This window comes from Streptomyces griseochromogenes (genome assembly GCF_001542625.1).
GTDB classification, from domain to species: Bacteria; Actinomycetota; Actinomycetes; order Streptomycetales; family Streptomycetaceae; genus Streptomyces; species Streptomyces griseochromogenes.
In genome coordinates, this window is the sequence record NZ_CP016279.1 from 2,160,571 (window position 1) to 2,175,647 (window position 15,077).

Consider the following 15,077-nt stretch of genomic DNA (forward strand, 5'->3'; position numbering starts at 1 on the left):
GCGGTACGGTGGGGCGAGAAGGATGCGGCTACGCGGTCCGAGGAGGGAGCCACCGATGATTCTGCTCCGTCGCCTGCTGGGTGACGTGCTGCGTCGGCAGCGCCAACGCCAGGGCCGTACTCTGCGCGAAGTCTCCTCGTCCGCCCGAGTCTCACTCGGCTATCTCTCCGAGGTGGAGCGGGGGCAGAAGGAGGCTTCCTCCGAGCTGCTCGCCGCCATCTGCGACGCGCTGGACGTACGGATGTCGGAACTCATGCGAGAGGTGAGCGACGAGCTCGCGCTCGCCGAGCTGGCCCAGTCCGCCAGGGCCACCGATCCCGTGCCCGCGCCGGTCCGTCCGGTGCTGGGTTCTGTGTCGGTGACCGGCGTGCCACCGGAACGGGTGACCATCAAGGCGCCCGCCGGGGCGGTGGACGTGGTCGCCGCGTGACGTCCGCGTGCGCGGCTTAGCGACCCGATACGTGTGAAGCCCCGGCCGGGCTTTCCAGGGAGACCTGGACAGCCCGGCCGGGGCTTTCATGTTGCCCGCACACGTGATCTGTGTCTCTTTTACGTCCATTTGCCGGTATGTGGCGAGGCCGTCATGGTGGGAAGGACGTGATGGCGCCGAACCATCGGAGGAAGCGGATGTACGTCGTGAAGAGCCCGTTGCCCGACGACGATCTCAAGACCGTCTCCGAGGCGCTGCAGGGTGCTCTCGTGGACCTGGTGGACCTCGCGCTGGTCGCCAAGCAGATCCACTGGAACATCGTCGGACCCCGCTTCCGGTCCATCCACCTCCAGCTCGACGAGGTCGTCGCCTCCGCGCGTGCCCACTCCGACACGGTCGCCGAGCGGGCGTCGGCACTGGGCGTCCCGCCCGACGGGCGCGCGGCCACGGTGGCCTCCAGCAGCGGCATCGGCACCACCCCGGCGGGCTGGATCAAGGACACGGACGCGGTCCGGGCCATGGTGGACGCGCTCGGGGCGGTGATCGTCCGGATGCGGGACCGGGTGAACGCGACGGGGGAGCCGGACCCCGTGTCGCAGGACATCTTCATCGGGGTCACAGCGGATCTGGAGAAGCATCACTGGATGTTCCAGGCGGAGAACGCGTAGGGGGTCGGCCGGGCTCCTCGAACGCCGGCCGGGCTGTTTCCGTGCGTTGCATCTGTGAGCCCTCGGTGCGCCTCCCGCGCGGGTCACGTGGCGTTCTAGCGTCCGGCTGGAGGTGGCGGCCATGGTGAGGCGGGCGGTGCGCTGGGGGGCTGCGCTCGGACTGGGGGCGGTGTGGTGGTGGGCCGTGCTGCGGATCGCGTTCGCGGACGACGCCGGTGTGCTCGAAGGGGCCGTCGCGGCCGGAGGGTGGGGGCTGAGCCTGCTGCCGGTGCACTGTGTGCCCAAGGGGCGGGCGGAGGGAGCCGTGGAAACGGGGCGGTGGTCGGCCGCCTGGCGGGCCGGCGACGCTACCAGGGCATCGCCACACCCCCGTTCGGGCGCAGGATCTGACCCGTCGTGAACGCCGACGCGTCCGACGCCAGGTACAGCACCGTGTGCGCGACGTCGTCCGGTTCGCCGACCCGGCCCAGCGGCGACATCCGGGCCATCCGGGACTCGGTGTGCGCCTGCGCCTCCCGGTCGTGACGGTCGGTCATGGCGGTGCGGACCCAGCCCGGCGCGACCGCGTTGACCCGGATTCCGTACCGGCCGACCTCGGTGGCCAGCGTCTTCGTCAGCTGGACCACGGCCGCCTTCGCGGCGCCGTAGCAGAGCAGCCCGGGACCGCCGGTGTCGACCGCTCCGGATGCCATGGTGACGATGCTGCCCCGGGTGCCGTGGGCGAGCATCAGCCGGGCCGCCTCCTGGCAGGCGTACAGCACGCCCTTGAAGTTGACGTTCAGCACCCGGTCCAGGTCCTCGTCCCGGGTCTCCAGGACGGGGCTGCTGTGCATGATCCCGGCGATCGCCGCCATGACGTCCAGGTGCCCGCAGGAGCGCACAGCCGCCGCGAGCCCGGTCCGGTCGGTGACATCGAGGACGTGGGTGCGGACACTGCCGCCGCGGTCCTCGATCAGCTTGGCGGTGCCGTGCAGTCCGTCCGCGTCCCGGTCGGCGCAGTGCACCGTCGCGCCCGCCTCGGCGAGCAGCAGGGCCGAGGCCCTGCCGATACCGCCGGCGGCTCCGGTGACGAACGCGGTGCGTCCGGTGAGGTCGTACGCCTTGAGGGGCATACAGGGACGGTACGAGTGGATCTGACGGTCCGTCAATTAGTCGGGCGGGGAGAGTGGTTGCGCCATCGCTGCGCCGCTCCCGGCGCCGGAGCCGGGCCCGTCTGGCAGGCGGGGCACCAGTAGGTGGGGCGCTCCCGCGATCCGTCGCCCTGGTCGGCCACCCGGACCGAGGTGCGGCAGCGCAGGCAGGGGCGGGGTGCGCGACCGTACACGAAGAGGTCCTGCCGGTGCACGCCCGTGGTCTGCCGCACCGGGCGGTCGCGGTTCGCCTCCAGCAGCTTCTTGGCCAGCACGGGCAGTTGGGCGGCGCGGTCCGCGGGCAGGGCCCCCACCGGCAGCCAGGGAGTCACGCCGAGCAGGAAGCACAACTCGCTTTTGTAGACATTGCCGATACCGGCCAGATTGCGCTGGTCGAGCAGGGCCTCGCCGAGCGGGCGGGCGGGGTCCGAGAGGAGGTTGGCCAGGGCACGCTCGGGGTCCCAGTCCGGGCCGAGCAGATCGGGGCCGAGATGGCCGACGACGCGCTCCTCCTCACCCGTGCGCAGGAACTCCAGCACCTGGAGGCGGTAGCCGACGGCGGTGCGGTCCGTGGTGCCGAGGATCGCCCGGATCTGGTGCGCCGGTCCGCCCCGCCAGCGCTCGTCCGTGCCGTACACCTTCCAGGCGCCCTCCATGCGCAGATGCGTGTGCAGGGTCAGGCCGCCCTCGAAGCGGGTGAGCAGGTGTTTGCCGCGCGGGGTCGTGCCCAGGACCGTACGTCCGGTGAGGTCGATCGTCGCGTACTTCGGTACCCGGAAGTCGCTGCGGGTCAGCACCTTGCCCGCGAGGGCCTCGTGCAGCCGCCTCGCGGCCTGCCAGACCGTGTCACCTTCGGGCATGCGTCCAGGGTGCCACGGTGGTGTGAGGTCCGGCGGCCGGGCGCTCAGGGTCTCAGGCGCAGGCCGCGTGGGGTCGCGATGAAGCCCGCTCCTTCCAGAAGGGTGCCCAGGGGGGAGGTCAGGGCCTGGGCACCGTTGACCCGCTCCACCGTGACCGTGCCGAGGGAGCCCGCGCGGGCGGCCGCGGCCAGGGCCTCGGCCGCCGTGCGCAGGCGTGGGTCGTCGGTGGCGGCGGCGTCCGGTTCGGAGGGCCAGGCCAGCAGCGTCTTGCCGCCGCGCTCCATGTACAGCGTCAGCTCGCCCTCCACCAGCACGACGAGCGAGCCCGCCTTGCGGCCCGGCTTGTGTCCGGCCCCTGTGGGCGGCTCGGGCCAGGGCAGGGCAGCTCCGTAGGCGTTGGCGGGGTCGGCGGCGGCGAGGACCACCGCGCGGGGATCGGGAGCCGAGGGCCGCGCGCGCCGGTCGCCGAAGCCGGTGTGCGTGCCATAGCCGTAGGGGAAGGCGGAGCCACCGCTTCGGGGGCCGCCGTAGCCCGGGGAGGCGAAGGGGTCGTCGGCCGGAGCCGGGTCGCGGGGCGAGACCTGGTCACCCGGGGCGGCGGGGTGCTCCTTCGGCGGTCGGCCGAAGTCGCCGGGGTTCACCGGGGGCCAGGTGAAGTCGCCGTCGAGGCCCGGGTGGGCGAACGCGCCGTCGGCCGGGTCGAAGGACCCCGGGGTGGTGTGGCCGCCGTCGACGAAGAGCGACGGATGTGTGCCGCCGCTGCCGAAGCCGTCCGAGAGGGCCGGGGCGGACAGTCCCTCGCCTCGCTCTCGGGCGTTGGACACGGCGCGGAGACGGTCGACGGCTCCGTCCATCGCGAACTGGGCTGCGCCGAGGCCCTCGACCACGTAACCGCGCCTGGCCTGACCGCTGTCCTCGAAGGCGGACAGCACCCGGTACACCGCCGAGAAGCCGCCCTCCACGCCCTCCGCGACGACCGCTCCCCGGGTGACCACACCGTGCCGGTCGAGAAGGATGCGCGCCCGCGCGTGGGCGCGCACGGTGGCGTCCGGTTCGGGCGCCGGGAGCAGGGACCAGCGGCCCGCCACCGTCGGCGGGCCGGTGCGGGAGGCGGTGCGGGCGGCGGCGGTCAGGGAGCCGTAGCGCCCGCGCGGGACGGCGCGCTTGGCACGGTGGGCCGTCGAGCCCGCCGTGCGTCCCGAGCCCAGCAGGGAGCGCATCGGGGCGAGCGTGTCGTTGGTGAGCCGTCCCGACCACGCCAGGTCCCACAGGGCGTCGGCCAGTTGGGGATCGGTCACGTCGGGGTGGGTGGTGACGCGGACCTGGTCGGCGATCTGCCGGAAGAACAGGCCGTAGCCGCCGGAGAGCGCGTCCAGGGCGGACTGGTGGAGCGCGGTCAGCTCCAGGGGATGCGGCGGTGGCAGGAGCAGCGGGGCCGCGTCCGCCAGGTACAGGGAGACCCAGCCGTCCTTGCCGGGCAGGGCGCCCGCTCCGGCCCACACCACCTCGCCCGCCGCGGTCAGTTCGTCGAGCATCGCCGGCGTGTAGTTCGCCACGCGGGAGGGCAGCACCAGCTTCTCCAGGGCGGATGCGGGTACGGAGGCGCCCTGCAACTGCTCTACGGCGCGCACCAGTCCGTCGATGCCGCGCAACCCATGGCCCTTTCCGATGTGCTGCCACTGCGGCAGGAACTGGGCGAGAGCGGCCGGTGCGACGGGCTCCAGCTCGTGCCGCAGCGCCGCCAGGGAGCGGCGGCGCAGCCGGCGCAGTACGGCGGCGTCGCACCACTCCTGGCCGATGCCCGCCGGGTGGAACTCGCCCTGGACGACCCGGCCGTTCGCGGCGAGCCGCTGCAGGGCGCCCTCGGTGACCGCCACGCCCAGTCCGAAGCGTGCCGCGGCGGTGACCGACGTGAAGGGGCCGTGGGTGCGGGCATAGCGCGCGAGGAGGTCGCCGAGCGGGTCCTTCACCGGCTCGGTGAAGGCCTCGGGGACGCCGACCGGCAGCGCCGTGCCGAGCGCGTCGCGCAGACGCCCCGCGTCCTCGACGGCCGCCCAGTGGTCCTGGCCCGCGATCCGGACCTTGATGGCCCGGCGGGCGGCGGCCAGCTCCCGCACCCATGGCTGCTCCGCGCCCCGCTCGGCCAGCTCGGCGTCGGTCAGCGGGCCGAGCAGACGCAGGACGTCGGCCACGCCCTCCACGTCCTTGACCCGGCGGTCCTCCGTCAGCCACTGCAGCTCGCGTTCCAGCTCGGCGAGCACCTCGGCGTCGAGCAGCTCGCGCAGCTCCGCCTGGCCCAGCAGCTCGGCCAGCAGCCGGGAGTCCAGGGAGAGCGCGGCGGCGCGCCGCTCGGCGAGCGGGGAGTCGCCCTCGTACAGGAACTGGGCGACGTACCCGAACAGGAGGGAACGGGCGAAGGGGGACGGCTCCGGGGTGGTGACCTCGACCAGGCGGACCCTGCGGGACTCGATGTCGCCCATCAGCTCGACGAGCCCGGGGACGTCGAAGACGTCCTGGAGGCACTCGCGGACCGCCTCCAGGACGATCGGGAACGATCCGAACTCGCTCGCCACCTGGAGCAGTTGCGACGCCCGCTGGCGCTGCTGCCACAAAGGGGTGCGCTTGCCGGGGTTGCGGCGCGGCAACAGCAGCGCGCGGGCGGCGCATTCACGGAACCGGGAGGCGAACAGGGCGGAGCTGCCGACCTGGTCGGTGACCATCTGGTCGACCTCGCCCTTGTCGAAGGCGACGTCCGCCGCGCCGACCGGCGCCTGCTCGCTGTCGTACTCATTGCCGGCCTTCACGGGCTCCTGGTCGAGCAGGTCCAGGCCCATCAGGTCGGCGTCGGGCAGGCGCAGCACGATGCCGTCGTCGGCGTGCATCACCTGCGCGTCCATGCCGTACCGCTCGGAGAGACGGGCGCCCAGCGCGAGGGCCCAGGGGGCGTGTACCTGGGCGCCGAACGGGGAGTGGACGACGACCCGCCAGTCGCCCAGCTCGTCGCGGAAGCGCTCGACCACGATCGTGCGGTCGTCCGGTACGTGGCCGCAGGCCTCGCGCTGCTCTTCCAGGTAGGACAGCACGTTGTCCGCGGCCCACGCGTCCAGGCCCGCCGCGAGCAGACGCAGCCGGGCGTCGTCCTTGGACAGCGAGCCGACCTCGCGCAGGAACGCGCCCACCGCGCGCCCCAGTTCGAGCGGGCGGCCCAACTGGTCGCCCTTCCAGAAGGGCAGCCGGCCCGGCACACCGGGCGCGGGGGAGACCAGGACGCGGTCACGGGTGATGTCCTCGATGCGCCAGGAACTCGTGCCCAGCGTGAAGACGTCCCCCACCCGGGACTCGTACACCATCTCCTCGTCCAGCTCGCCGACCCGGCCGCCGCCCTTCTTGGGGTCGGAACCGGCGAGGAAGACCCCGAACAGACCCCGGTCGGGGATCGTGCCGCCGGAGGTGACGGCGAGGCGCTGGGCCCCCGGGCGGCCGGTGATCGTGCCCACCACGCGGTCCCACACCACGCGCGGGCGCAGCTCGGCGAACGCATCCGACGGATAGCGGCCCGCGAGCATGTCCAGGGTCGCCGTGAACGCCGACTCGGGCAGCGAGGCGAAGGGCGCCGCGCGGCGGACCGTGGCGAGCAGGTCGTCGAACTGCCAGGTGTCCAGCGCCGTCATGGCGACGAGCTGCTGGGCGAGCACGTCCAGCGGGTTCGCGGGGACCTTCAGGGACTCGATGGCACCGGTGCGCATCCGTTCGGTGACCACGGCCGCCTGGACCAGGTCGCCCCGGTACTTGGGGAAGACCACACCGGTGGAGACGGCGCCCACCTGGTGTCCCGCGCGGCCGACGCGCTGGAGTCCGGAGGCCACCGAGGGCGGGGACTCGACCTGGACGACGAGATCGACGGCACCCATGTCGATGCCCAGCTCCAGACTGGACGTGGCCACCACGGCGGGCAGCCGGCCCGCCTTCAGGTCCTCCTCCACCAGCGCGCGCTGCTCCTTGGACACCGAGCCGTGGTGCGCGCGGGCGATCACCGGCGGCGCGCCCTGAGCCGCGCCCGAGCCGCCCATCAGCTCGGCCGGGGCGTGATGCTCCTCCAGGGGCTCGCCGGTCGCCCGCTCGTAGGCGATCTCGTTGAGCCGGTTGCACAGCCGCTCCGCGAGACGCCGGGAGTTGGCGAACACGATCGTGGAGCGGTGGGCCTGGACCAGGTCGGCGATCCGCTCCTCCACATGCGGCCAGATCGACGGCTTCTCCGCCCCCTCGTTGCCGTCGGCCGCCGGGGAGCCGCCCAGCTCGCCCATGTCCTCGACCGGGACGACGACGGACAGGTCGAACTCCTTGCCGGACTCCGGCTGGACGATCTCCGCCTTGCGGCGCGGTGAGAGATACCGGGCCACCTCGTCCACCGGGCGCACGGTCGCCGACAGGCCGATCCGGCGGGCCGGCCTCGGCAGCAGCTCGTCCAGCCGCTCCAGGGACAGCGCGAGATGCGCACCGCGCTTGGTGCCCGCGACCGCGTGCACCTCGTCCAGGATCACCGTCTCCACGCCCGTCAGCGCGTCGCGCGTGGCCGACGTCAGCATCAGGAACAGCGACTCGGGGGTGGTGATCAGGATGTCCGGCGGGCGCGTGGACAGGGCGCGCCGCTCGGCGGCCGGGGTGTCGCCGGAGCGGATGCCCACCCTGACCTCGGGCTCGGGCAGGCCCAGGCGCACGGATTCCTGGCGGATGCCGGTCAGCGGACTGCGCAGATTCCGCTCGACGTCGACCGCGAGGGCTTTCAGCGGGGACACGTACAGCACCCGGCAGCGCTTCTTCGGGTCGGCCGGGGGAGGGGCGGATGCCAGCTGGTCCAGTGCGGCGAGGAAGGCGGCCAGCGTCTTGCCCGAGCCGGTGGGGGCCACCACCAGCACGTCCGAACCTTCCCGGATGGCCTGCCACGCACCCGCCTGGGCCGCGGTGGGCGCGGAGAACGCCCCCGTGAACCAGCCGCGGGTCGCGGGGGAGAAGCCGTCGAGGGCTCGGTGTGCGTGGCTGACCATGCGTCCATCCTGCACCCGGCCACTGACAATCGCGCTGACCTGGGAAATCAGGGCGAAGCACGCCGATGGGGGCGGCCTGCGGGCCGGACGGGGCATGGGAGTACGGCGGGTTGAGCGGGTCCGGTGTGTCCGGCGGAATGGGCCGATTCGGTTGAGCGGGCGGGTTCGGTTGAGAGGGGCGGGCACCGCGAGCGCCGGGGAGCGGCCGGTCGCCCCGGCGGCTCGCCGTCTTGCCGCCTGTCACTCGGCGGCTCGTCCCTGCTGCCCGTCACCCGGTGGTTCGCCTCGCTGTCGCTGTCGCTGTCGCCTGTCGTCTGCCTCCTGTCTCTGTCGCCCGTCGTCCGGCGTTCGCCGACTCGCTGCCCATCGCCGCCCCTGCCGCCTCACGGCCCGGCAGGTGCTCGGGGACGGACGCGGTCGTGCTGGACACCTGGACACCTGGACGCCCGGGCGGCAGGGCTCGGCGTGGCCGCCGATGCGCTGACGCCGCGCGCGGGCTTCCCGTTGATTGTCGCGGCGGCCGTGGTGGTGACGACGGGGCGCGGGTGACCGGCGGGTGAGGCGGAGCCGCGGCCGGTGTGCGCGGAGTGCTGGAGGCGAAAGATCGTCTCCGGGTCGAACAGGTGCGGCTCACCCTCGCGGCGGGTCAGCCCGTGAAACGGGCGTGCGCTCTCAGGGTACGCAGCGCCTCGATCGTCGCGATGGGGCGCGCCTCCAGCGCGGGAACCGGCGCCCACTGGTGTCGGCGGAGGGGCCAGCCGCCGTCGTCCTGCTGTTCGGCGGCGAGGAAGTCCAGGGAGCGCGCCATCTCCTCGTCCGTGAACCACGCGCGCGCGAGCGACTGCGGGCTCTTCGCGAAGTCGTGCGGGAAGTGGCGCTCGCCCGGGGCGTAGCCGGGCGGGACCGGGTAGGTGTCGAGGCGGTCCGGTTCCAGCACGGCCAGGCGCTGCTCGCGCACCAGGCGGCCGAGACGGTCGGCGGCTGCCTCCGCGCGTGGGCGGTCGGGTGCGGAGTCCAGGAAGGCCACGGCGGCCCGCACCTCGTAGGGGTGCGGCTTCTCCAGGGACTCCACCGCCTGCCAGCAGAAGTCGGTGGCCCGGAACAGCCAGGCGTGCCACACCTCGTTGCGGTGCAGCAGGCCCACCACCGGCCCGGTGGTGAGCAGTGAGCCATGGGCGTCTTCCCGGCCGAGCGTGTTCGAGGCCGGGAGAGGGCCCTCCACGACCGGGGCGAACGGCGCCACCGGGTACCCGCTGTGGCTGGGATGGATCGCCGGCAGGGCGCCGTCCGCGGTGGAGACGGAGGTCAGATAGCGGCACACACGCTCCACGCGCTGCCCGCCGCAGCGCCCGACCGCGTCCAGGACGCGCAGCGCGTGACCGGTGTGCGGGGTCCGGCTCACGGGGCCGCGCAGATCGGGCTCCAGCGCGTGGCCGTACCCGCCGTCCTCGTTGCGGTAGGCGTCCAGCGCCGCCTCCACCGGATCGGCGGCGCCGTTCAGGAAGTGGTACGCGAACAGCCGCTGCTCCAGCACGCGTGCGGCGAGCCAGACGAAGTGTTCGGCGCGGAAGAGCGGGGAGCGCGCCGGGGGCGTGGAGGGGAGCGGGCAAGCTCCTGTATCGGACATGCGACAGACCGTAGGACGGAAAGCGGTCTCGGCAAGCGGCCCCGGACGGGCCCCACCCCCACGGGCGGGATACTGGAGTCATGCGGTTGACGGTCTTCTGGCAGCGGATGGCGGAACACTTCGGTACGGGGTACTCCGACACCTTCGCGCGCGATCATGTGATGGCGGAGCTCGGAGGGCGGACGGTGAACGAGGCACTGGACGCCGGCTGGGAGGCCAAGGACGTGTGGCGCGTGGTCTGCTCGGTCATGAACGTGCCAGGGGAGAGGCGCTGAGCGGCCGCCAGGAACCCGGGCGGGCGACGGGCTGTCGGCGGCGTGGGCGACACTTGGCCCGTGGCACCCACTGACGACACCGAGCCGGCCGTCCGGCACGCTGCAACCCCGACCGCTACGACGCCGCACGCCCGGCCCTCGGCCGACGGCGCCGCCGCGCCGGGTGCGCGCATGCCCCGCTGGCTGCCGCGCGCCATGGTGCTCGCACTCGCGCTCATCGCCGCGTTCCAGCTGGGCAGCTGGGCCTTCCACCAGCTGACCGGGCTGCTGATCAACATATTGATCGCGTGCTTCCTGGCCCTCGCGATCGAGCCCGCGGTGAGCTGGATGGCCGCCCGCGGCATGCGCCGGGGACTCGCCACCTTCCTGGTCTTCCTCGGCCTGACGGTCGCCGTCGCGGGCTTCATCACGTTGCTCGGCTCGATGCTGGCCGGACAGATCATCAAGATGGTCGAGGGCTTCCCGGAGTATCTGGACTCGTTCATCCGCTGGATCAACGAGACGTTCCACACGGACCTCAGACGCGTGGACGTCCAGGAGGGCCTGCTGCACTCCGACTGGCTGCGCAAGTACGCGCAGAACAGCGCCGCCGGAGTGCTCGACGTGTCCGCCCAGGTGCTCGGCGGTCTCTTCCAGCTCCTGACGGTCTCGCTGTTCTCGTTCTACTTCGCCGCGGACGGCCCCCGGCTGCGGCGCGCCCTGTGCTCCGTCCTGCCGCCCGCGCGCCAGGCCGAGGTGCTCCGCGCCTGGGAGATCGCCGTCGACAAGACGGGCGGTTACCTCTACTCGCGCGGCCTGATGGCGCTCATCTCCGGGATAGCGCACTACATCCTGCTCCAGGCCCTGGGCGTGCCGTACGCGCCCGTGCTCGGTGTCTGGGTGGGCCTCGTCTCGCAGTTCATCCCTACCATCGGCACCTACCTGGCCGGTGCGCTGCCGATGCTGATCGCGTTCACCGTGAACCCCTGGTACGCGGTGTGGGTGCTGGTCTTCGTCGTGGTCTACCAGCAGTTCGAGAACTACATGCTGCAGCCCAAGCTGACCGCCAAGTCCGTCGACATCCACCCGGCGGTCGCCTTCGGCTCGGTGATCGCGGGCACCGCGCTGCTGGGCGCGGTCGGTGCGCTGATCGCGATCCCGGCGGTCGCCACGCTGCAGGCCTTCCTGGGGGCGTATGTGAAGCGGTACGACGTCACGGACGATCCCCGGGTGCACGGCCACCGCTCCCGGGGGCCTGGCTCCCCCGGGCTGATCACGCGGATACGACGGCTGGCGGAGCGGCGGCCCGGTGCGGAGGAGACCTCCTCCTAGGGCACCGGGAGACGGTCGCGAGCACGGCACCCGGGGCGGACCTCAGTACGTCAGTACCGCCCACACCCCGGCCGCGACGACGGCCGCCGCGTAACAGCCGGCCGCCGCGGCCACGATCCGTCGTCGCGTCCGCTCGCCGGCCGAGGTGCGGGACAGCAGCCAGGCAAGCAGCGGCAGGACCAGCACGGCGTGCAGGCTCACCCCGTGCAGTGGCTTCAGCGGCGCCGTCGAGTGGTAGGCGGCGTCCTGGTGGCCGGTCCGGGTGAGGACGACTCCGCGCGCGATCATCGCCGTGCCCGAGGCCAGCGCCACGAGCAGGAGCGCGAACCCGGTCCGCACGGCCGGCGCCATGCCGGCCGGGCCCGCCGGACGATGCCGGAACGACGCGACGGCGAAGACGGTGAGCAGCGCCACCAGGACACCCCCGCCGACCGCGAGCGTCATGGACACAGCGGTGTCGAAGGGCGTCGCCATGTTCAGGTGCGAGGGCACCCGGCGCCACGCCTGAAGGGTGATGCCGCCGACCTCCACCACACAGTCCGCGGCGAAGACGACGAGCAGGACGGTGCGCAGCCGCGCACCGACGCGCAGATACGACGTGACCCAGGTGACCGCGATCAGGGTCACGCCGAAGGAGAGCCCGAAGGTGACGGGCTTGCGCCAGGAGACGGGGCCGTCCCAGGGGCCGCCGTCGACGGCGAAGACCACCAGGTGGGCGAGGCCGGACAGGACGAGGAGCAGACCGGTCGCGTGGCACAGGCGCTCGGCGGGCCGCGGAATCTTCATGCGCCAAGGCTCCCGGGAGCCTCACCCGCGGTCGTCGTCCGGCCGCAGACATCCGTCGTACGCCGCAGGGAGTAGCGGCGCCGGACGACACCCCGGGCTCGCCCGGGCGGTGCCCGGGGTGTGCGATGCCGTCGGCCGCGGACGAGACCGTCGGCCACGGTGTTTCCGTCCGTCAGTGGACCTGGCCGGCCTGGTATTCGCCGGCGGGCTGCTGGGTGATGACGTTTCCACGGTTGAAGGCGTTGATGACGGCGATCTGGGTCACCAGGTCGGCGAGCTGGGCCTCGTCGTAGTACTTGGCGGCATTCGCCCAGGCCTCGTCCGTGACGCCGCCGGCCGCGTCGGCGATGCGGGTGCCCTGCTCGGCCAGCTCCAGAGCGGCGCGCTCGGCGTCGGTGAAGACCGTGGCCTCGCGCCAGGCGACGACCAGGTGGAGGCGCACCGCGCTCTCCCCGGCCGCGGCGGCTTCCTTGGTGTGCATGTCGATGCATCCGGCGCAGCCGTTGATCTGGCTGGCGCGGAGCATCACCAGTTCGCGCGTCGAGGCCGGCACGGTCGACTCCGCGAGAGCCCTGCCCGCGGCGATGATGTGCTTGAAGGCCTTGGCGGCGACCGGGCTGGCCATGACGTTCAACCGAGCTTCCACGGTGCACTCCTGTGTCGTTGTCGGTGGGTACACCTCTTAGACAGGACAGCCCCGCGAGCTGTGAGGCGGGAGAATGTGACCTGCATCACCATCCTCGGGAGGCTCCGGGCGGCGCGTGGTGCGCTTGACACAAAAATCGAACATCCATTCTTATGGAGTCTCGGGCGAGGCTCGCGGCGGGGATTTCGACACGGTTCGTGTGGTGATGTCCCCCCGTTGTCCACAGGCCGGGCCGACGTCGGGGCGCATTGTCAGTGGCAGGCGTTAGCGTCTTTGACGTGAAGCGATCGACTCAAGCAAACCGGGTGGAACCCATGGCAGGAACCGACCGCGAGAAGGCGCTCGACGCCGCGCTCGCACAGATTGAACGGCAATTCGGCAAGGGCGCGGTCATGCGCATGGGCGAGCGGTCGAGGGAGCCCATCGAGGTCATCCCGACCGGGTCGACCGCGCTCGACGTCGCCCTCGGTGTCGGTGGCCTGCCGCGCGGCCGTGTCGTGGAGATCTACGGCCCGGAATCGTCCGGTAAGACGACCCTGACCCTGCACGCGGTGGCGAACGCGCAGAAGGCCGGCGGCCAGGTCGCCTTCGTGGACGCGGAGCACGCCCTCGACCCGGAGTACGCGCGCAAGCTCGGCGTCGACATCGACAACCTGATCCTCTCCCAGCCGGACAACGGCGAGCAGGCGCTGGAGATCGTGGACATGCTGGTCCGCTCCGGCGCCCTCGACCTCATCGTCATCGACTCCGTCGCCGCGCTCGTCCCGCGCGCGGAGATCGAGGGCGAGATGGGCGACAGCCACGTGGGTCTGCAGGCACGGCTGATGAGCCAGGCCCTGCGGAAGATCACCAGCGCGCTCAACCAGTCCAAGACCACCGCGATCTTCATCAACCAGCTCCGCGAGAAGATCGGCGTGATGTTCGGCTCCCCGGAGACCACGACCGGTGGCCGGGCGCTGAAGTTCTACGCCTCGGTGCGCATCGACATCCGCCGCATCGAGACCCTGAAGGACGGCACGGAGGCGGTCGGCAACCGCACCCGCTGCAAGGTCGTCAAGAACAAGGTCGCGCCGCCCTTCAAGCAGGCCGAGTTCGACATCCTCTACGGCCAGGGCATCAGCCGTGAGGGCGGCCTGATCGACATGGGCGTGGAGCACGGCTTCGTCCGCAAGGCCGGCGCCTGGTACACGTACGAGGGCGACCAGCTCGGCCAGGGCAAGGAGAACGCGCGCAACTTCCTCAAGGACAACCCCGACCTGGCCAACGAGATCGAGAAGAAGATCAAGGAAAAGCTGGGCGTGGGTGTCCGGCCGGAGGAGCCCGCCGCCGAGCCCGGTGCCGACGCGGCGGTCACCACCACGGCCGACGACGCCAAGACGGCGCCCGCCCCGGCGGCCACCAAGGCCACCAAGCCCAAGGCCGCCACAGCCAAGAGCTGACCCGTGACACGACGAACCGACTGGGCCGAGTACGAGTACGCCACCCCCGGTGTCCCACGGGGGAGGGGCACCGGAGGCGACACGAGCTCCGGCATGGCCGGTGACGACGGGTACGGGGGCGAAGGGCACACCGGAGGCGGCGGGTACGAGGACGGCGGCACGCACCCGGACCGTGAGCCCCACGGGGGTGGCTCGTCCGGCCGGGATTCCCGTGGCACGGGACCGCGTGACGGGCGCGGGCGCGGCCGTGGCCGTCGGCGGGGCGGCTTCGGGGAGCCGCCCGGTGAGAGCGAAGGCGCCCCTTCCTCGTCGAGGGCCGAGCGGGGGGAGTCTTCGGGGGACCCGGCTGAGCAGGCGCGGGCGATCTGTCTGCGCCTGCTCACCGGGGCCCCACGCACCCGCAAACAGCTCGCGGACGCCCTGCGCAAGCGGGACATCCCCGAGGACGTGACCGAGGAGGTGCTGTCGCGGTTCGAGGAGGTCGGGCTCATCGACGACGGCGCGTTCGCGGATGCCTGGGTGGAGTCCCGGCACCACGGCCGGGGACTCGCCCGCCGCGCGCTCGCCCGGGAACTGCGCACCAAGGGCGTCGACTCGGCGGTGATCGACGAGGCCGTCGCCCAGCTCGACTCCGAGCAGGAGGAGGTGACCGCGCGTGATCTGGTCGCCCGTAAGCTGCGGGCCACGCGGGGCCTGGACCGCGACAAGCGGCTCCGGCGCCTCGCCGGCATGCTCGCCCGCAAGGGCTACCCCGAGTCCATGGCCCTGCGTGTCGTGCGCCAGGCCCTGGAGGACGAGGGCGAGGACACGGAGTTCCTGGAGGACGAAGGGCTCTGACAGCAGGGCACCGGGCCGAGAGC

12 protein-coding genes and 1 pseudogene are annotated in these 15,077 nt (G+C 72.6%); 7 read left to right on the top strand and 6 right to left on the bottom strand.

What is annotated here, in order from left to right; genetic code table 11:
* The first annotated feature begins 55 nt into the window (after positions 1-55).
* Together AVL59_RS09835 and AVL59_RS09840 are read left to right on the top strand one after the other, a co-directional pair.
* Positions 56-430, top strand: a complete 375-nt coding sequence (locus tag AVL59_RS09835; RefSeq protein WP_067301664.1) for a helix-turn-helix domain-containing protein — start codon at positions 56-58, stop codon at positions 428-430.
* Between the two features lie 197 nt (positions 431-627).
* On the top strand, positions 628-1,098 hold the full coding sequence (locus AVL59_RS09840; RefSeq protein WP_067301667.1) for a Dps family protein: 471 nt from the start codon (positions 628-630) through the stop codon (positions 1,096-1,098).
* Between the two features lie 347 nt (positions 1,099-1,445).
* Here the strand turns inward: AVL59_RS09840 and AVL59_RS09845 are convergent, their stop codons facing one another.
* The 3 genes from AVL59_RS09845 to AVL59_RS09855 are packed head-to-tail and all read right to left on the bottom strand — an operon-like array spanning position 1,446 to position 8,133.
* Positions 1,446-2,210: an SDR family NAD(P)-dependent oxidoreductase gene (locus tag AVL59_RS09845; RefSeq protein WP_067301670.1), complete on the bottom strand. Its 765-nt coding sequence runs from the start codon at positions 2,208-2,210 to the stop codon at positions 1,446-1,448.
* A 32-nt stretch (positions 2,211-2,242) separates the two neighbouring features.
* Positions 2,243-3,088: an Fpg/Nei family DNA glycosylase gene (locus tag AVL59_RS09850; RefSeq protein ID WP_067301673.1), complete on the bottom strand. Its 846-nt coding sequence runs from the start codon at positions 3,086-3,088 to the stop codon at positions 2,243-2,245.
* A 44-nt stretch (positions 3,089-3,132) separates the two neighbouring features.
* Positions 3,133-8,133, bottom strand: coding sequence for an ATP-dependent helicase (locus AVL59_RS09855; protein WP_067301674.1), 5,001 nt, complete (start codon positions 8,131-8,133; stop codon positions 3,133-3,135).
* Between the two features lie 275 nt (positions 8,134-8,408).
* Between AVL59_RS09855 and AVL59_RS56285 the strand changes: the two are divergent.
* Positions 8,409-8,682: pseudogene (locus AVL59_RS56285) on the top strand (AzlD domain-containing protein).
* A 97-nt stretch (positions 8,683-8,779) separates the two neighbouring features.
* On the opposite strand, the gene AVL59_RS09860 reads toward AVL59_RS56285, so the two are convergent.
* A complete protein-coding gene (locus AVL59_RS09860; protein ID WP_079146607.1) occupies positions 8,780-9,760 on the bottom strand; it encodes a hypothetical protein in 981 nt (326 codons plus the stop codon).
* 80 nt (positions 9,761-9,840) lie between these two features.
* Between AVL59_RS09860 and AVL59_RS09865 the strand changes: the two genes are divergently transcribed.
* Both AVL59_RS09865 and AVL59_RS09870 read left to right on the top strand, forming a co-directional pair.
* Positions 9,841-10,035 carry a DUF3046 domain-containing protein gene (locus AVL59_RS09865; RefSeq protein ID WP_067301680.1) on the top strand — a complete coding sequence of 65 codons (195 nt, stop codon included), beginning with the start codon at positions 9,841-9,843 and terminating at the stop codon, positions 10,033-10,035.
* A 60-nt stretch (positions 10,036-10,095) separates the two neighbouring features.
* Positions 10,096-11,346 (top strand): AI-2E family transporter, encoded by a 1,251-nt coding sequence (locus AVL59_RS09870; protein WP_079147374.1) that lies wholly within the window; start codon positions 10,096-10,098, stop codon positions 11,344-11,346.
* A gap of 42 nt (positions 11,347-11,388) precedes the next feature.
* On the opposite strand, the gene AVL59_RS09875 is transcribed toward AVL59_RS09870, so the two are convergent.
* A complete protein-coding gene (locus AVL59_RS09875) occupies positions 11,389-12,132 on the bottom strand; it encodes a hypothetical protein (RefSeq protein WP_067301682.1) in 744 nt (247 codons plus the stop codon).
* 172 nt (positions 12,133-12,304) lie between these two features.
* Positions 12,305-12,778, bottom strand: coding sequence for a carboxymuconolactone decarboxylase family protein (locus AVL59_RS09880; RefSeq protein ID WP_067301684.1), 474 nt, complete (start codon positions 12,776-12,778; stop codon positions 12,305-12,307).
* A 314-nt stretch (positions 12,779-13,092) separates the two neighbouring features.
* Between AVL59_RS09880 and recA the strand changes: the two genes are divergently transcribed.
* Together recA and recX are read left to right on the top strand one after the other, a co-directional pair.
* Positions 13,093-14,217, top strand: a complete 1,125-nt coding sequence (gene recA / locus AVL59_RS09885; RefSeq protein ID WP_067301687.1) for a recombinase RecA — start codon at positions 13,093-13,095, stop codon at positions 14,215-14,217.
* Between the two features lie 3 nt (positions 14,218-14,220).
* On the top strand, positions 14,221-15,054 hold the full coding sequence (recX, locus tag AVL59_RS09890; RefSeq protein WP_067301689.1) for a recombination regulator RecX: 834 nt from the start codon (positions 14,221-14,223) through the stop codon (positions 15,052-15,054).
* Positions 15,055-15,077: the final 23 nt, after the last annotated feature.